This is a genomic window from Sinorhizobium sojae CCBAU 05684 (assembly GCF_002288525.1).
In the GTDB taxonomy this organism is placed as follows: Bacteria; Pseudomonadota; Alphaproteobacteria; order Rhizobiales; family Rhizobiaceae; genus Sinorhizobium; species Sinorhizobium sojae.
The window spans coordinates 722,549-740,288 of the sequence record NZ_CP023068.1; the positions used below are offsets into that span (position 1 = coordinate 722,549).

A 17,740-nucleotide genomic window follows, 5' to 3' on the forward strand; every position below is an offset into this window, starting at 1 on the left:
GGTGGCTGTAACAATTCGAATCCGCGCGTCGAGCTTTCCGAAAATTCCGCTCCGATTTTCGGGCCGATGCGCTAGGCGGCTTTCACAGCGACCTTGCGTTCCTTCTTTTGCGCCTCCTCGGTCTTCGGCAGGGTGATTGTCAGAACCCCCTTTGCGAAGGCTGCCTCGACTTTGTCGGCATCGACGCCCTCGGGCATTTGGAAGGTTCGCTGAAACGATCCGTAGCGGCGCTCGGAGACGAAGTACTCCTTACTTTTTTCTTCCTTGGACTCCTGCTTTTCGCCCTTGATCGTCAGACTTCCGTTCGAGATCTTCACCTCGATATCCGTCTCCTCCATCCCGGGCAATTCGGCAGTGATCTCGTAGCTCTTCTCCGTCTCCGCAACGTCGACAGCCGGGGCCATTGCCCATTCCGAAATGCGCGGCATGCGCTGCATGAGCGCGGACCCGAATGGGCGGCGCCAAAGCGACGGAGTGAACTCGTCGAACAGGCGGTCGATTTCGGAGCGAAGGCTTTCAAATGGGAGCCATGATTCTGCGCCGTGCTTTACCGCTTTCTCTTCCGTCTTGACGGGGAGTTTCGTTGCTTTCTCAGCCATGACTGATCCTCCATGGAGTGTAGGCTTGGTAGGCTTGACCGTGGTCCCGATGAGAATGCCAAGCCAGCTGCCCGCTTTGCCATGCGACCCATCGCCTGGATGGCAGCTAGGGCAATTTAACTGCCGTCCTTCGATCGCCTCATTGATCGGCGTCAAACGCGGGATGCAACTTCGCTCGCCCGCCTTTGGGCCGTTCAGCTCCAGGTCTGTTGGCGCCCGGAAAGCCTTCCGCCTTGACGGACGTCAACGTCACGCCGGCCCAGCAGGACTATTGTCGGGTTACCAAAGACGGGAGAGACAGATGGGCGCAGCAGTCATTTGGTTCGAGAATGTGCAACGACACGACATCGCCAGAGTCGGCGGCAAGAACGCCTCGCTCGGAGAGATGATTGCCGCCCTGTCTTCATCCGGCATAGAGGTGCCGAACGGCTTTGCGACGACTGCCGTGGCCTATTGGCGCTTTATAGACGCAAACGGGCTGCGGGCGCCGATCGGTGCACTGCTTCGGAAATGGGAGAGCGGCAAGACATCGCTCGCCGAAACGGGCGCTGCTATCCGCAAAATCATCCTGGGCGGACGCTGGCCCACCGACGTCGAGGAGGAGATCATCACCGCCTATCGCAGCCTCTCGCGCATGCTGGATGTCGGGGAGGCATCGGTCGCCGTGCGTTCGAGCGCCACCGCGGAAGATCTGCCGACGGCGAGCTTTGCCGGACAGCAGGAGAGCTTTCTCAATGTCGTCGGCGAGGGAGCCCTAATGGATGCCTGCCGGCGCTGCTATGCTTCGCTCTTTACCGATCGCGCTATCAGCTACCGCAAGGCAAACGCCTTCGACCACATGAAAGTGGCTCTGTCCGTGGGCGTCCAGCAGATGGTTCGTTCCGATCTCGGCGGCGCCGGCGTCATGTTCTCGATCGAGACCGAGACCGGCTTCGACAAGGTCGTACTGATCAACGCCGCTTGGGGGCTGGGCGAATACGTCGTCAAGGGCGTCGTCGATCCTGACGAATACCGCGCCTTCAAGCCGCTGCTCGCCGATTCGGCATGTGCGCCTATCATCCAGAAGAGACTCGGTACCAAGACCAGCAAACTAATCTATGGCGACTCCGGCGCGCCGACGCGCGGCGTTCCGACGTCGGCGGAAGAACAGGCGAGCCTTGTCTTGAGCGATGCCGAGATCTTGACGCTAGCGCGATGGGCGGTCGCGCTGGAGGAGCATTATGGCTGTCCGATGGATATCGAGTGGGCAAAGGACGGCGACTGCCGGATTTACATCGTCCAGGCGCGGCCCGAAACGGTGCAGGCAAGAGCGGCGCCCGGCCTGCTCCCGACTTATCGTATCGGCAAGAAGGGCCGCCTCCTGGCAAAGGGATTGGCGATCGGCAATGGCATTGCTGCGGGGCCCGTGTGCCTGATCGACCGTCCCGAAGACATTGGCAAGTTCGTTGATGGCGCCATCCTCGTCACCACGACCACAGATCCCGATTGGGTGTCGGTGATGAAGCGCGCTTCAGCCATCGTCACCGACCATGGAGGCCGAACCTCCCATGCAGCGATCGTCAGCCGGGAGCTCGGCGTTCCGGCAATCGTCGGTGCGGAAAATGCGACAGAGGCGTTGCGCTCGGGCGACGTTGTGACGGTTTCCTGTGCCGAGGGTGACGAGGGCTTCATCTATGAGGGGCGTTCCGAGTTCAAGGCGGAGACGATCAGCCTCGCGGACATACCTGAGACGCGCACAAAGGTGATGCTCAACCTCGCAGACCCGCAATCCGCCTCGCGCTGGTGGAGGTTTCCCGCCGACGGGATCGGATTGGCACGCATGGAATTCGTGATAACCAACGCCATTCAAATCCACCCGATGGCGCTCGTGCACTTCGACCGGCTCAAGGATCGAACGGCTCAGGAGAGGATTGCCGCCTTGACCGCGGGTTATCCGGAAAAGACCGACTATTTCGTCGACCAGCTTTCCCAAGGGCTCGCCCGCCTCGCCGCTGTCGCCTATCCCAATCCGGTCATCGTCCGCATGAGCGATTTCAAGACCAACGAATATGCCGGACTTTGCGGCGGGGCGGAGTTCGAGCCGCAGGAAGAAAATCCGATGATCGGCTTCCGCGGCGCATCACGCTACTACTCGCCGAAATACCGCGACGGCTTTGCACTCGAATGCCGGGCGATCAAGCTGCTGCGCGAGACGATGGGCTTCCGCAACGTTGTCGTGATGATCCCGTTCTGTCGGTCTGTGACCGAGGCGGAAAAGGTGCTTGCCGTCATGGCCGAAAACGGCCTCAAGCGGGGAGTGGACGGCCTGGAAGTCTACGTTATGTGCGAGATCCCCTCAAACGTCGTCTTGGCGACCGCCTTTGCGCGTGCTTTCGACGGCTTTTCGATAGGCTCCAACGATCTGACGCAACTCACGCTCGGGGTCGACCGCGACTCCGAAGATCTCGCCGCCTCCTTCAATGAGGAGGACGAGGCGGTGAAATGGATGATTGCCAAGGTCATCACCGATGCCAGGCAGGCCGGCACGAAGATCGGCCTGTGCGGCCAGGCGCCAAGCGACCATCCCAATTTTGCAGCCTTCCTGGTTGAATGCGGCATCAATTCCGTGTCCGTCACGCCTGACAGCTTCGTCGCGGTGAAGAAGGCCGTGGCGGCGGCGGAGAAGGCGAGGTAGAAATCAGGAGGGTAAAGCCCACCCGGCGAAAGCCCTGCGGAGCAAGGACTACGCCTGCATCGCAGCTTCGGACAAGGCTTCCTTCTGCGCTTCGGGAACTTCGGTCATCGTTGCCTCGGTCAGCAACAGCACACTTGCAACAGAAACTGCGTTTTCGAGCGCGACGCGAATGACCTTCGTCGGATCGACGATGCCGGCGGAGACCAGGTCGACATAGATTTTCCGACCCGCGTCGAAACCAAAATTGCCTTTGCCCTCCAGCATCTTGGCGACTACTACACCACCGTCGGTCGACGAATTTTCGGCGATCTGCCGGGCTGGCAGCTCCAGCGCCCGCCTGAGAATCTGGACGCCTGTGCGCTCGTCTCCCTCGCAGGCCTTTTCTTCTTCCTCGACAGCCCGGATGCAGCGTAGCAGGGCAAGCCCCCCACCGGGCAGGATGCCTTCGGCCACGGCGGCCTTGGTCGCACTGATCGCATCGTCGAGCGCCTCCTTCTTCGACTTCAGCTCCGCCTCGGTTGCAGCACCCACCTTGATCACGGCAACGCCGCCTGAAAGCTTGGCCAGTCGCTCTTCGAGCTTCTCGCGATCGTAGCTGCTGGTGGTCGCCGCTATTTCTCGCCGTATCTGCTCCGCGCGCGCGCTGATCGCCTTCTTGTCTCCGGCCCCGCCGATGACCGTCGTTGTCTCTTTCGTGACGACGACCCGCTCGGCGCGGCCGAGCTGCTCGAAAGCGACGGTTTCAAGAGATATGCCCAGCTCCTCTGAGATGAGCTGGCCGCCCGTGAGAATGGCGATGTCCTGCAGCAGCGCTTTGCGGCGGTCTCCAAAGCCTGGCGCCTTGACCGCGCAATTCCTGAGCGTCCCGCGCATCTGGTTGACGATGAGCGTCGCCAGTGCTTCCGTCTCGACATCTTCGGCGATGATCAGCAGCGGTGTTCCGGATTTTGCGACGGCCTCCAGCAGTTGCACGCAGTCTTTGAGGGAGTTGATCTTGCGGTCGAAGAGGAGGATCGCCGCTCCTTCGAGGACGACCTCCATTCGCTCGGCGTCTGTGACGAAATAGGGTGAGATGTAACCGCGATCGAACTGCATGCCCTCGACCACCTCGAGGATTGTTTCGGTCGATTTTGATTCCTCGACACTGATGACGCCGTCGTCTCCGACCTTTTCCATCGCCTCGCCAATCAGCGCGCCGATCTGCGTGTCATTGTGGGCGGAAATCGTCGCGACCTGTTCCTTCTCCCGCTTTTCCGAAACGGGACGGGAATTCCTCTTCAGTTCGGCGACGGCACGTTTCAGAGCCCGGTCGAGTCCGTGCTTGATGTCGATGGCGCTCGCGCCCGCGACGACGTTTCGCAGACCATCGGAGAAGATCGCTTGGGCGAGGATGGTCGACGTGGTCGTCCCGTCGCCAACAATTTCCCCGGTCTTTTCCGCTGCCTGCCGCAGCATCCGCGCCCCAAGATTTTCTTCCGGATCCTTGAGATCGAACTCCTTGGCGATCGTCACGCCGTCATTGCAGACGATCGGGGTTCCCCACTTTCGTTCGATCAGGACGGCCTTCGAGCGGGGGCCGAGCGTGACGCGTACCGCATCCGCCAGTTGCGTGGTGCCCCTCAAGATCTTCTCTCGGGCTGCAGAATGGAAAAGCACTTGCTTGTGAGCCATGTTCCCACACTCCGTTCCCTATAGTGCATCTGCCCGAAAATCGCACCCGACTTTCAGAAGGCTCGATGCGCAGGTTCAAAGAGTCACAGCGACCCTTGCGCCTGTGGAAAGACGCGCGGCGCTGTAATGCTTTTAACGCAGGGTGAAAACGGCGCTTTGACGCGCGTCAAACCGGCATGCGGTCGACTCGCGGCCGATGCCTTGACGCCGGTCAAGGCAGGTGGCGCGGTCGATGACTTATTCTCGGGAGTGACGAAGAATTGGGGTCACTGCGATGATCTACAACACAATACTGGTACACCTCGGCATCCATGACGGCGCAGCACGGCAGTTGAAGTTCGCCCGTGAGCTCGCCTTCCGCTTCGACGCGAATCTGATCGGCTTCGCCGCGGGCGATGTCCATCCGATCACCTGTTGGGAGGCGTGACCCGCTCGCTGCTCAAGGAAGGAACCCTGAACCACCTGATGTCGGCTTGAGTGCCGAGTGAACGATGTGACGTCCCGAGCGTTGATGGAGGGGAGCAGGACTGGAACGATGACGGCACTGAGCGCCAAGGTGCGATTCCTCGCCGACCCGGCGTCCTATCCCGAGTCCCCGGGGCGGATTTTGGCGAGGGAAACCCATATGTCCTGGGTATTCATCGCGGATCGCCGGGTGCTGAAGCTGAAGAAGCCGGTGAAGCGAGCCTATCTGGATTTCAGCACGATCGCAGCACGAGAATTCTATTGTAACGAGGAACTCCGGCTGAACCGGCGGCTGGCCGGCGATACCTATCTCGCCGTCAGACCGCTTTATAGCAGCGAAGAGGGCGATCTGACATTCGAGCCGACTGAGCGCGTCGTCGATTGGCTCGTTGAGATGCGGCGGCTTCCGAGCGACGAAATGCTGGATGCCCGCATCGAGGCAAAGCGGATTACGCCCGACGAGATAGCCGGCATCGCCTGCCGGCTTGCCCGCTTCTACCATAACCGCACGCCGGAAATCGCCGACGGTCCGGCCTATATCCGGCATCTGCTCGAAGAACAGGAGATCAATCGGGAGATGCTCCTTCGCCAGGAATTCGACCTGGCGGCCGTCGGAATCGATGCGTTGATTGCTTGGGTCGGCTCGGGGCTCTGTGACATGCGCGTTCTCATCGAAGCGCGCATAGCGCAAGGTCGGATCGTAGAAGGGCATGGGGACCTCAGGCCGGAGCATGTCTGCCTGATCAACCCGCCCCAGGTTATCGACTGTCTCGAGTTCAATCGCGACATGCGGATCATCGACCCCTATGACGAGATGAACTATCTGGGGCTCGAATGCGAGGTGTTGGGAGCCGGTTGGATCACGCCGCTGCTTCTGTCCGCGCTCGATGAAGTGCTTGGCGAACGACCGGACGATCGCCTGATCGCTCTCTTGGGCGGTTTTCGTGCGTTGCTGAGGGCCAGGCTCTGCCTTGTTCATCTGCTCGAGCACCCAGTGCGCGAAGCCGAGAAGTGGCGCCCATTGGCGCTCGCCTACCTCGGTGCCGCCCGGCAGCGCATGTCACTCGTCGTCGCCTAGGAGCACGGAGATCGAGCCGCCGTCGGAAAGCCGGCGGATGGCCTCGGCAAAAAGCGGAGCGCTTGCGATCACCTCGACAGAGGATTGGAGGAGGTCCCTTTCAAGCGGGAAGGGAGCCACGGAATCCGTCACAATGGTCTTTTCGATAGCGGGATGCGCCAGCGCCGCTTCCGCGCCCTTCCCGAAGAGGCCATGGGTCACCACGGCGTAAACGGCCTTGGCGCCTCGTTGTCGGCACGCCTCTGCGGCCCTCAGCATCGTGCCGCCGGTGCTGATCATGTCGTCCACGATGAAGACGGTCGCGTTCTCGACCTCTCCGGCAAAGAGTTCGCCGGAAACTATGCCTCGGCTGCGGCGCTTTTCAAGCAGGCCGAACAGCGCGGCCTTTCCGGACAGTCGCTCATACGCCTCCTTCAGCAGTTGCGCACGCTTAACGCCACCGCTGTCGGGAGAGAAAATCGCAACCGGCCCTTCGGGAGTTTTTTGCGCGATGCGTGACGCTAACATGCCCTTCGCGCTGAGATGTATGGTGCGGCAGCGGAAAGCGTTCTGAAACGCCGCGATATTGTGGACGTCGAATGCCACGAACTGATCGGTGCCGACGGCTTCGAAGATTTCAGCCACATAGCGCGTGGTCAAGGGATCACGCGCCTTGGTTTGCCGGTCCTTGCGTGCATAGGCAAGGTACGGGACGACAGCGGTAACCCGCGAGGCGCCGTTTTCGCGGCATGCGGCAATGAAGAAAAGCAGCTTCAGGAGCTTGTCATTGACCGAACCATCCCTATTGCCGTTGAGCGCATGGATGACGAAGACATCCTCGCCCCGCACGCTCACGAGCGGACGCGCCTTGTGTTCGCCATCCTCGAAATCGCGTTCTTCGTGCGCAGCGAGGGTGATGCCGGCGTTCGCGGCGATTTCCTGTCCGAGAGGTCTCGTTCCGTTCAGTGCAAAGATACGCATGGGCAACACCATCAAAGGTCCGACGAGTTTCTCGACCGTGGTCAACGGCACCTGGGCACAGTCGAAGCTCGCAATTGACCCGCGTCAATCCTGGCTTGCGCGGGGCGGCTATACTGGAAACGTCGATCTGGCGCGGGAGTTGCAAAGCGATGCAGGCAAAGGATTTCATGACCCAAGGCGTCATCAGCATAAGCCCCGAGCATAGCGTCAGTCATGCCGCGCGCATCATGCTCGAAAACCACATCAGCGGTCTGCTTGTCCGCGACGATGAAGGAAAGCTCCTCGGCGTCCTGTCCGAAGGCGACCTCCTGAGGCGCGCCGAGCTGGGGCCGGCCGCCTGGAGGAGTTCGACGGAGAAACATTACGCTTCGGCGGAGAGCTTCACGAGGAGCCACAGCTGGCGCGTCGGAGACGTCATGACCCGGCAACTCGTCACGGTCGGCGAGGATACGCCGCTCGACCGCGTCGCCGCCATCATGGCGGTCAACGAGGTCAACCGCGTTCCGGTCATGCAAGGCGAAAAGACCGTCGGCATCATCACCCGCAGCGATATCTTGCGCGCGATTGCCAGATCCGTGCCTGATATCACGGCAGCCGGGGAGCAGGCGAAGCGGCGAGCCGTACTCACGCGGCTGTCGGACGATCTCGGACTTGATCGAGAGAGCATAGACGTCACCGTCGAGGATGGTATCGTCTGCCTATGGGGCGAGGTCGAGAGCGAGGCCAAACGCGAGGCAGCCCGAGTCGTGGCCGAAAAGATCGGCGGTGTCGGCTGCGTCCAGAACCGGCTTCGTGTTGCTCAGAGCTGAGGACATTCGATGACGGAAACCAGACCGAGGTCCGCACTGGCGGTCGCGCTCAACCCGACCATCGACCTATCGAGCGAAGTCGACCGCGTGCAGCCGACCCGAAAGATGCGGACGCGCAACGAGCGCCGCCAGGCCGGTGGCGGCGGTGTAAACGTGGCGCGGGTCATTGCCGAACTCGGCGGTCGGCCCGAACTTCTGGTCCTGACCGGTGGCGCAACGGGTGCAATGCTCGAGGACTGGCTGAGGATGCTGCCGATCGATCTGCACGTGGTGCCGATCGCCGAACCCACGCGAATTGCCTTCATGGTGCAGGAAAAGGAGAGCGGGTTCGAATATCGCTTTGTTCCGGAAGGACCGGAAGTGTCGAAGGAGAGCCTCGCTGATGCCTTGAAGGTTGTGGTGGGCTTCAAGGGCGATTTCGTCATCGCGAGCGGCAGCCTGCCGCGAGGGGCCCCGGGCGACACCTACGCGCGGATGGCCGAAGCGGCGGCTGAAAACGGCGCCAAGGTTCTTCTGGATTGTCCGGGATCGACCTTGCGCGAGACCTTGGGCAAGGCTCCCATCCTGCTGGTGAAGCCGAGCATCGGAGAGCTGGAGACGCTGGTCGGACGCCGTCTCAACGAACAGGGAGTCGGTGAAGCGGCGGCGACGCTGGTCAAGGATGGCGCCGCCGAATACGTCGCGGTCACCATGGGTCGGGAGGGCGCCTGGCTAGCCGGTCCGAACGGAATCCTGCGCGTGCCCTCGAAACATGTGGTCGTACAATCCGCCGTGGGGGCGGGCGACAGCTTTGTCGGGGCGCTGTCCTGGTTCCTGATGCAGGGCAAATCGATGGAAGATGCGTTCCGCTTCGGGGTGGCCGCAGGTGCTGCCGCCGCGATGACACCCGGCACCGAGCTTTGCCGGCGCGACGATGTATTCGCCATCTACGGCGCCGAGGCAGGGGGGGCCTGATCGCCCTGCGATCGAAGGCGGACGGGCTTGTGTACCACCCGTGGGGTCATTTCTCTCAGCCGTCCTCGAGCATCCGATAGATTTCCTGCTCCTGGGCGAAGTGCAGTCGCGTGATCGCTTCGAGGCCGTTGAGCAGCCGCTGGATTTCGTAGCGTTGTGCGAGACTTGGCCCGTCCTCGCCAAGTGCGTTGCGAACCGATGCCAGGCTGTGTACCCGTCGCCGGATTTCCATATGCGTACGGCTCATGCCCGCAAGCGCATCCGGAGTGTCCGCGCTTCCGCGCAACCTCGGGTAAAGTTCCTCATCGTCCTGCCGCTCGTGCGGAAGAAGACGTTGCCTGAGCAGCACGTCCAAATCCGCGAGCTGCCGGCGGACTTCAGGGGCCGGCAAATGCCCGACGCGTTCGGCCGTGTGGCGGATTTCCTCCACGATATCGATCAGGCCACGATGCTCCTCTTCCAAACGCAGGAGCTCCGCATGTGTCATCCGCGGTCGTCTTCTCCAGCCCTGCATGGGCCCTGTGAGCGCGCGTAACGCATTGAGGATCGCCACGACATCGATGAGTTCCTGTACGAGAGCGCCCTGAAGCGGGGGCAGGTAACCGAGTACCGCGGCGATCATGCCGGCAATAGACAGGCCCATGCCGGCGTAGACGCTCTGAAGGGCGATGCGGTGCGAGCGTCGGGCAATCCGGATTGCGCTGACGAGGCGGTCGAGTCTGTCCACGAGAATGACAACGTCGGCCGCTTCGGAGGACGCGGCGGCGCCGCGTGCGCTCATCGCCACCCCGATATCCGCGGCGGCGAGTGCCGGCGCGTCGTTCACACCGTCGCCCACCATCATGACCGGCCTACCCGCGGCCTTCTCGGCCTCGACGATCCGGGTCTTGTCCTCCGGGGTCAACTCGGCCATCACACTGTCGACGTCGAGGAACGATGCGAGGTTCTCGGCCATTTCCGCGCGATCGCCGGTAGCGAGCACGATACGCCGGACCCCAGCTTCACGCAGTTGCCGAAGCACTGAGCTCGCCTCGGGCCTGACCTCGTCCGCCAGCAGGAACGCGCCTGCCAAGGTCCTGTCCAAGGCGACGAGAACGGCGACGAAACCGTCTCTCGCGATCCATTCGTGGACCTCTCGAGAAAAGACGCTCGGCTCGATATGCGCGCTCACGAAGTCTCTGCCTCCCACGGCGATCTCGTGGCCCTCTACGCAGCCGGCCACTCCGGCTCCCGACATTTCGCGCGATGCGGATGGAGTGGACAGTTCAAGTCCGCGTTCGCGCGCCGCCGCCACGAGCGCGCGGGCAATGACATGGTGAGAGCCCTGGTCCAGCGACGCTGCAAGGCGCAGCACCTCCATCGCATCGAGGTCGCTGCGGCACCGGGCATCGATGAGCGCCGCCCGGCCGTCGGTAATCGTGCCCGTCTTGTCCAGGAGCACCGTTTTCGTGTTGGCAAGCATCTCCAGGGCACCACCGCCCTTCACGAGCACGCCTTTGCCGGCGCAGCGCGATACGCCCGCGATGATCGCCACAGGAACGGCAAGGATCAATGGGCAGGGCGTGGCGACAACGAGGACGGCGAGCGCCCGGACCGCTTCCCCCGATATTGCCCAGGCCCCGCCGGCAAGCAGCAGCGTGATGGCCAGAAAAACGAGCGCGTAGCGATCCGCGAGGCGCGCCATCGGTGCCTTGGCGACCCTTGCCGCCTCGACCAGTCGCGCAATCCCGGCATAGGTGCTCTCGGCTGCCGAGCGGGATGCAGTCATTTGGAAGGCGTCGCCGGCATTCACCGTGCCGCTCAGGACCGGTTCACCGGACCGCCGGCGGACTGGCAGAGCCTCTCCAGTCAGCGCCGACTCGTCGATGACGGCGACATTGCCGCCCTCCACATTTCCGTCCACCGCCACCACTTCTCCCGCACGCACCAGGATGCGGTTGCCGGCTGTCAGCTCGCCGACCGGTACCTCCTCCCATTGCCCTTCCGCATAGCGCATGGCGGTGCGCGGCGCCCGATCGAGCAGCGCCGTCAGTTCGCGCCGCGCCCGCCGCTGCGCAAAGTCCTCCAATGCTTGCCCGCCCGTGAACATTAGCGCGACGATGCTACCGGTCAGGTATTCTCCAAGGAGAAGCGCGCCGGCCATCGCAAGTGCGGCGATGATGTCGAGGCCGAATTCCCTCTTCCCGAGGCTGATCGCGATGTCGGCGATCAGACTCGCCAGCACAACTGCCGTGCCCGCAGCCCAAGCGGCTGCGCTGATATCGGGCCGGTCGGCGAGCCAGGCGGTGCCGCCCGTCAGCAGGGCCAAAGTGATCAGCGCAAGGAGAAGGCGCTTGCCCAATCCCTCTCCCTGCGAAATCAGCTTGGAAAAACGATTCAGCCTCAAGTCTTCTCCTTTGCAGGGCAAGGATAAGCAAGCCGGCTCCCGGCGCCTTGACCCCGCGCAAGCGCTGTCTGAAACGACGCGGCAGTGCCCTTGCGTCGCACAACTCCAGTCAAATCGTCGTGAACCTTGCGCCCGCTACATGACTTCGCAACGCTTTGGCTCTAGGTCCTAGCAATGATCAGGTACGTGGCCATCATTCTATCGCTCCTGGCCTGTCTTTCGCCAGCGATCGCGCAGCAGACCGTGCCGGATCTGCTGAAGAGCCTCGCAGACCGAGACGATCTCAAGTCGCTGAAGACGGTCATCGTTGCTCAGGAGGGCGAAGTGGTCGCGGAAGAGGGCTACCGTGGCCATCGACCATCGCAACCGACCAATATCAAGTCGGCGTCGAAATCGATCGTCTCGGCGCTCGTCGGCATCGCGATCGACAAAGGTCTTCTCACGGGACCCGAGCAGAAGATCGCACCGATCCTCAAGTCCGACCTGCCTTCCCCCGCGGACCCGCGCATCAGCGACATCACGATCGGCAACCTGTTGTCGATGCAGGCGGGATTGGGTCGTCTGTCCGGCCCGAACTACGGTCGCTGGGTCTCAAGCCGCAATTGGGTTCGTTTCGCGCTTGCGCGGCCCTTCGACGCCGAGCCGGGAGGGCGCATGCTCTATTCGACCGCGTCGACGCACCTCCTGTCGGCGATCCTCACGAAGGTCGGCGGCAAGTCGACCCTGACCCTTGCGCGCGAATGGCTGGGTCCGGTCGACGGGTTTCGCATCGATGCCTGGTCGCGCGATCCGCAGGGGATCTATCTCGGCGGAAACGAGATGGCCATGACCGCCCGTTCTCTGCTTGCCTTCGGCGAGCTATACCGCAATCGCGGCCGGACAGCTGATGGGCGCCAGATCATTCCGGACGAGTGGATCGATCTCTCCTGGCAGGAGCACACGAATTCGCGCTTTTCCGGCGATGCCTATGGCTACGGCTGGTTCAACCGGCAGATCGGCGGCGAAGACGTGCATTTCGCCTGGGGCTACGGCGGCCAGATGCTTTATATCGTGCCGGCCTTAAAGCTGACCGTGGTGATGACCTCTGAACAGGATGGCCCTTCCGCCCGTACCGGCTACCGGGATGCGCTGCACGGCGTCCTCGCGAATATCATCGATACACTGAAGGCCGACTGATGAAATCCTCCGCCCTCGTGAACCGCAGGAACGCACGACACTGCAGGAAAAAGACCGCCACGAAACGCGTGGTTTCGTGGCGACCGATGATGCCGGTGCCCGCTCCCGGCTATGCAGTCGGCTGCTTGGTCTTCCTGAGATAGGGAAGAACGGTCTCGAAGGAGCCGAAGCGCTGGACGGCATCCTCATTGGACACGGCAGCCGTGATGATGACATCCTCGCCCTGTTTCCAGTTGGCAGGCGTTGCCACCTGATGCTTGGTGGTGAGCTGGATCGAATCGATCGCCCGCAGGATCTCATCGAAATTGCGGCCGGTGGTCATCGGATAGCTCAACATCAGTTTGATCTTCTTGTCGGGACCAATGACGTAGACCGAACGCACGGTCGCATTGTCGGCCGGCGTGCGGCCCTCGGAGGTGTCTCCGGCGTCAGCGGGCAGCATGTCGTAAAGCTTGGCGACCTTGAGTTCACGGTCGCCGATCAGCGGATATTCGACGTCAAAGCCCGTCGCGAGCTTGATGTCGCTCTTCCACTTGGCATGGCTCTCGACCGGATCGACGGAGATGCCGATGATCTTGACCCCGCGTTTGCGGAATTCGCTTTCGACTCCCGCCATGGCGCCGAGTTCGGTGGTGCATACGGGCGTAAAATTCTTCGGGTGGGAGAAGAGGACCGCCCATCCGTCGCCGATCCATTCGTGGAAATTGATCGTGCCGTGCGTTGTCTCGGCTGTGAAATCGGGGGCAGTGTCGTTGATGCGCAGGGCCATGATGTGCTCCTTTCCTGTCGGAGGAATTGCGCAAGGATAGCGCAAACAGCAGAGTTTTCGAGCGCGAAACGCGTCGTCGCACTCAACAATGAGAGAGATCGTCCATCTACGCGTCAGTCAGCGGGTATGCCAGGAGCCGCGCCGCATCGCGTTGACACCCCCACGCCACTGACGCATAGAATACCGCCATTCCGAGGGGTGCGCCGGGCGGCGCTGAGACGGTGGTGAGCCGGACCCTTGAACCTGATCCGGGTCATGCCGGCGTAGGAACGGAATGGGTCGCCCGCCGGCAAGCCAGCCCACTTCTTCGTCCGCCCGGATCTCCGTGATGTCAGTCGGGGGATCGATCGATGACGCCTCTTTGCCCCAATGCACCGGTGGCGCTTACCATAGCCGGATCGGATTCGGGCGGCGGCGCCGGCATTCAGGCCGATCTGAAGACCTTCTCGGCGCTCGGGGTTTATGGGGCAAGCGTCGTTACGGCCGTCACCGCCCAGAACACAATGGGGGTTGCCGCGGTGGAGGACGTCTCGGCCGGCATGGTCGCGGCGCAGATGGAGGCGGTCTTTTCGGACCTCGACGTGAAGGCGGTGAAGATCGGCATGGTGTCGCGCCGGGAGACGATTGCCGTCATCGCCGATGGTCTGCGCCGCTTCAAAAGGCTTGCGGTCGTCGATCCGGTCATGATTGCGACGTCCGGCGACCGTCTGTTGCAATCGGATGCGATTGCCGTTCTCATCGATGAACTGCTGCCTTTGGCACTCGTCGCAACTCCCAACCTGCCTGAAGCGGCACTTCTGACAGGGCGTCCCATCGCCGAGAACGAAGCGGAGATGGCGCGCCAGGCCGAAGCGCTCATGAAGACCGGGGCCCGTTCCGTGCTGGTCAAAGGTGGACACCTGGCGGGTGGCGAGGCCACGGACTTTTTCTTCGACGGCCAAAAGCTGCTGCGTCTCCCGGCGGCGCGCATTGAGACGCATAACGATCATGGTACCGGCTGCACGCTTTCGGCCGCGATCGCCGCAGGCCTGGCATCGGGACAACCGCTCGCCGAAGCGGTCCGCGCAGCCAAGCACTATCTGCATGGCGCGATTTCCGCCGCCCATGGCCTGAAGATAGGGCATGGGCGGGGACCCGTGCATCATTTCCATCACTGGTGGAACTCTTGACGCTGGCATTTGCCCAAAAATCGAAGCCGATTTTCGGAATGCTCATGCGCAGATTCAAAGAGATACGGCGACCTTTGCGTGTGTGAAAAGACGCGCGGCGCTGTAATTGGAGGAATTGGCGGCCCCATGCCCTGCTATTGCCACGGTTGAGCTGGAAAAGGCTATCCTCTATGGTTAACGAAAGACAGCGGGGTCTGGCGATATGCACTTTCTTGCTCGTCGACTGGAGGCTTTCAATCGTGACGAACTGCCGGACTGGCGGCAGTCGCCCAGCCTATTGCGGCATGCGCTTCTATTCGTGCCCCGGCTTATCGAGTATTGCCTGTTTTACCTTGTGGCGTTCGGCGCCCTGGTGGCGGCGATCGTCTTCATGGTTGCGGCCTGGATCGTCGGCCTCGACCGCAAATCCAACCAATTGTGATCACGTGGTGCCCGCCGACCTGAGATCCCGCACGGCAAAGTCCGGGCCTGGACCTGTGTCGGCTGCGTGAGCACCCGGAGGCAAATCTGACTCAATCGCTTGAAGCGAAGAGAGGCGGCGATGTCGCCGCCATTATGCATCCTGCTTCCCTCGGAACAGACTTGAAGCCAAGGCTGCAGAAGGATGCCTGATTCAGGCGGCCGTGTAGCGCACCTCGGGTACATCCTGTTCGATATAGTATTTTCCGTAACGATGCCGGTATTTCTCTGCACCGTCGAAGTCGCTGTACTTCTGCAGTTCCTTCATATCGGTCTTATTGAGAATGACGCCGAGAACCTTGGCATCGATCTGCGGCTCGGAATTGAGGAGATCGCGCACGAGCCGGGTCGGTGTGCTGCCCCATTCGACGACGAAGAGAACGCCGTCGGCGAGCGGCGCGAAGGCCTTTGCGTCGACGACAGGGGCGAGTGCTGCGAGGTCGACCACGACATAGTCGAAGGAGTTGCGGGCGTTCTCGATCAGTCCGGCCATGGCTGGCGATGCCAGCAACTCATTACTCTGATGCCGCTTCTCATACGATTTGCCGCCGCCTGCGGGCAGGATTGCGAGTTTGGAGCGCTGATCCACTTTGATACCTGCGGGCCAAGTGGCCTCTCCAGTCAGCACCTCGACCAGCCCGCTGCGCGGCGGAGGCGTGATCAACTCGGCCAGGCCGGGTTTGCGGATATCGGCGTCGATCAGCAAGGTTCTCTTGCCGCTGGCCGCGAGAAGCGCTGCGAAATTTGCCGCGACGACCGATTTGCCCTCGTCAGGCAACGCGGAAGCGATTGCGATCACACGGCTCTCGTTTCCTGGCAACATATGGTCGCAGGCGAGCTTCGCATTCCGGAAGGTTTCGGCGAATGCCGAGCGCGGCGCGTCGACGACGAGGCGCGAGAGGCGTTGGAACGGCACCGAGGCCGCTTCGGAATCATGCGGATATCGGTCGGACCCGAAGCGGGCCCGCACGAGTTCCGCGGTCTTTTTGGGCCGGGATCCGACCAGGGGCAGGTAGCCGAGCGATCGGTGGCCGAGGGCCGAGCGTATGTCGCCTTCCAGGCGGAACGTCCGTTCGCGGAATTCGAGAAACGCCGCATAGGCGCCGCCGACCAGAAGCCCGAGTACGGCCGAAAGCGCAAGTGTCATCGTCTTCTTCGGGCTAGAGGGCGCAACCGGAACACCGGCTTCGGAAATGACGCGTGCTTTGGCGATCGGGAAGGAGCGCTGCTGCGCCGCCTGCTCGTAGCGCCCAAGGTAGGATTCATAAAGCGACCTCAGCGCCGCAGCCTTCTGTTCCAGGGCACGCAATTGCACCAGGGATTGGCTGGCGTCGGAATTCTTGCCGGCAATACCTTCGATGCTCTCGCGCAGCGATGCCTCGCGCGAGCGGGCGACTTCATATTCGTTCCGATAGCTGGCTGTCAGCTGCTGCAGTTCCTGGTATATTTGCCGGGCGATGTCCTCGCGCTCCCCGCGCAGGGAGACGGCCTGGGGATGGTCCTCCCCGAAATTCTCCGAGACTTCGCGTTCGCGCTTGCCAATGGTGAGGTACCGGGTGCGGAGCTCCCTTATCACGGAATTGTCGCCCTCCTTGGAGGAGACAGTGGCGTTCTTGACCGCGCCCTCCGGTCCCTGGTCGACTATCGATTTGTACTGATTATAGCGTGCTGAGGCGCTCGCCGAGTCCGCCTGTGCGACGATAAGCTGGCTGTTGAGATCCGCGAGCTGTTGCTCGGACATCAGCTCGCCACGGGCAGCCGTCAGCCCCTTTTCGCTGCGGAAACGTTCGACCTCGAGGGCCGCCGCCTGCGAACGCTGTCTCAGATCCTCGAGCCGCTCCTGCAGCCAGACCGAGGCCCGCTCCGTCGCTTCGAAATTGGCGTTCAACTGATCCGTGAGATAGGCGTCCGCATAGGCCCTGGTCACCGTCGCCGCCAGCCGTGGATCGCTGGAGCGATAAGCAAGGGCCACCACCGAGCTTCGTGACACGCGCTCGACATTCAGACCCTGCTGGAGGAGGGCGGCCGCCTTCAGCCGACGTCCGTTGCGCGCTGCTTCTTCCGATATAGCCGGTTCGCTCGAAAAGACCTGGGTTGCCGATTTCACCCATCCCTTGATGATTGCGACGAGCGAGCGCGGGGGATTGAGGATCGTTTCGTTCTCCGAAAGCTTCAGTGCGTCCACTACGCGTAGCGCCAGTTCGCCGGATTTCAGGATTTCGACGGCGCTCGCTATCTGATTGTCGAGCAACTGGCTGTTCGTGGGCGTTCTCTCCTCCTCAGCATATTTCGACAGGTTGTCGTCCAGGAGGATGCTCGTCATCGAAGTGTAGAGCGGAGTCGTAAACAGGAGATAGGCAACCCCGAGGACGACGAAAAGCACCACGAAGGCGGCCACCAACCGCGCCCGGCGAACGACGGCGGCAAAAAGCCGATCGAGATCGATAAAGCCCTCGGGCTGATCGTCGCGGGGTATGATGCTCAATGGGACACTTCTCTGTTTCATCGGGGCCGCTCTGTTCATATTCTTCTCCGGTCCTCATCCGGTGGCCGTGACCGGCCACCGAAACG

General features: G+C 62.1%; 14 protein-coding genes and 1 riboswitch. Of the genes, 8 read left to right on the plus strand and 6 right to left on the minus strand.

Going from position 1 to position 17,740, the window contains the following annotated elements; translation table 11 throughout:
• Window positions 1-71: 71 nt before the first annotated feature.
• On the minus strand, window positions 72-599 hold the full coding sequence (locus SJ05684_RS21005) for an Hsp20/alpha crystallin family protein (protein ID WP_034856988.1): 528 nt from the start codon (window positions 597-599) through the stop codon (window positions 72-74).
• A gap of 301 nt (window positions 600-900) precedes the next feature.
• Between SJ05684_RS21005 and ppsA the strand changes: the two genes are divergently transcribed.
• Window positions 901-3,273: a phosphoenolpyruvate synthase gene (gene ppsA / locus SJ05684_RS21010; RefSeq protein WP_034856993.1), complete on the plus strand. Its 2,373-nt coding sequence runs from the start codon at window positions 901-903 to the stop codon at window positions 3,271-3,273.
• Window positions 3,274-3,321: 48 nt separating this feature from the next.
• On the opposite strand, the gene groL is transcribed toward ppsA, so the two are convergent.
• Window positions 3,322-4,944, minus strand: a complete 1,623-nt coding sequence (groL, locus tag SJ05684_RS21015) for a chaperonin GroEL (RefSeq protein ID WP_034856995.1) — start codon at window positions 4,942-4,944, stop codon at window positions 3,322-3,324.
• A gap of 274 nt (window positions 4,945-5,218) precedes the next feature.
• Here groL and SJ05684_RS29750 point away from each other — a divergent pair, with 274 nt between their 5' ends.
• Both SJ05684_RS29750 and SJ05684_RS21020 read left to right on the plus strand, forming a co-directional pair.
• Window positions 5,219-5,371 carry a hypothetical protein gene (locus tag SJ05684_RS29750; RefSeq protein WP_157211992.1) on the plus strand — a complete coding sequence of 51 codons (153 nt, stop codon included), beginning with the start codon at window positions 5,219-5,221 and terminating at the stop codon, window positions 5,369-5,371.
• 108 nt (window positions 5,372-5,479) lie between these two features.
• A complete protein-coding gene (locus tag SJ05684_RS21020; RefSeq protein WP_034856996.1) occupies window positions 5,480-6,487 on the plus strand; it encodes a hypothetical protein in 1,008 nt (335 codons plus the stop codon).
• On the opposite strand, the gene SJ05684_RS21025 is transcribed toward SJ05684_RS21020, so the two are convergent.
• The gene (locus SJ05684_RS21025) at window positions 6,470-7,447 is read right to left on the minus strand and encodes a ribose-phosphate diphosphokinase (protein WP_034857111.1); all 978 of its coding nucleotides are present in this window, start codon (window positions 7,445-7,447) and stop codon (window positions 6,470-6,472) included. The two genes, SJ05684_RS21020 and SJ05684_RS21025, sit on opposite strands and share 18 nt — an antisense overlap.
• Before the next feature lie 149 nt (window positions 7,448-7,596).
• On the opposite strand from SJ05684_RS21025, the gene SJ05684_RS21030 reads away from it, so the two are divergent.
• Together SJ05684_RS21030 and SJ05684_RS21035 are read left to right on the plus strand one after the other, a co-directional pair.
• Window positions 7,597-8,256, plus strand: a complete 660-nt coding sequence (locus SJ05684_RS21030) for a CBS domain-containing protein (RefSeq protein WP_034856999.1) — start codon at window positions 7,597-7,599, stop codon at window positions 8,254-8,256.
• A 9-nt stretch (window positions 8,257-8,265) separates the two neighbouring features.
• The gene (locus SJ05684_RS21035; RefSeq protein ID WP_034857001.1) at window positions 8,266-9,210 is read left to right on the plus strand and encodes a 1-phosphofructokinase family hexose kinase; all 945 of its coding nucleotides are present in this window, start codon (window positions 8,266-8,268) and stop codon (window positions 9,208-9,210) included.
• A 55-nt stretch (window positions 9,211-9,265) separates the two neighbouring features.
• Here the strand turns inward: SJ05684_RS21035 and SJ05684_RS21040 are convergent, their stop codons facing one another.
• On the minus strand, window positions 9,266-11,596 hold the full coding sequence (locus SJ05684_RS21040) for a heavy metal translocating P-type ATPase (RefSeq protein WP_374193095.1): 2,331 nt from the start codon (window positions 11,594-11,596) through the stop codon (window positions 9,266-9,268).
• 174 nt (window positions 11,597-11,770) lie between these two features.
• Between SJ05684_RS21040 and SJ05684_RS21045 the strand changes: the two genes are divergently transcribed.
• Window positions 11,771-12,772 carry a serine hydrolase domain-containing protein gene (locus SJ05684_RS21045; RefSeq protein ID WP_034857003.1) on the plus strand — a complete coding sequence of 334 codons (1,002 nt, stop codon included), beginning with the start codon at window positions 11,771-11,773 and terminating at the stop codon, window positions 12,770-12,772.
• Between the two features lie 109 nt (window positions 12,773-12,881).
• Here the strand turns inward: SJ05684_RS21045 and SJ05684_RS21050 are convergent, their stop codons facing one another.
• The gene (locus SJ05684_RS21050) at window positions 12,882-13,541 is read right to left on the minus strand and encodes a peroxiredoxin (RefSeq protein WP_034857011.1); all 660 of its coding nucleotides are present in this window, start codon (window positions 13,539-13,541) and stop codon (window positions 12,882-12,884) included.
• Between the two features lie 184 nt (window positions 13,542-13,725).
• Window positions 13,726-13,828, plus strand: a riboswitch (TPP riboswitch).
• A 63-nt stretch (window positions 13,829-13,891) separates the two neighbouring features.
• On the opposite strand from SJ05684_RS21050, the gene thiD reads away from it, so the two are divergent.
• Both thiD and SJ05684_RS21060 read left to right on the plus strand, forming a co-directional pair.
• Complete coding sequence (gene thiD / locus SJ05684_RS21055) at window positions 13,892-14,710, plus strand: bifunctional hydroxymethylpyrimidine kinase/phosphomethylpyrimidine kinase (RefSeq protein WP_034857013.1); 819 nt, start codon at window positions 13,892-13,894, stop codon at window positions 14,708-14,710.
• Window positions 14,711-14,912: 202 nt separating this feature from the next.
• Entirely contained in the window at window positions 14,913-15,131 is a 219-nt protein-coding gene (locus SJ05684_RS21060; RefSeq protein WP_034857015.1) for a hypothetical protein, read from the plus strand.
• Between the two features lie 192 nt (window positions 15,132-15,323).
• Here the strand turns inward: SJ05684_RS21060 and SJ05684_RS21065 are convergent, their stop codons facing one another.
• Window positions 15,324-17,693, minus strand: coding sequence for a polysaccharide biosynthesis tyrosine autokinase (locus SJ05684_RS21065; protein ID WP_034857017.1), 2,370 nt, complete (start codon window positions 17,691-17,693; stop codon window positions 15,324-15,326).
• Window positions 17,694-17,740 lie beyond the last annotated feature (47 nt).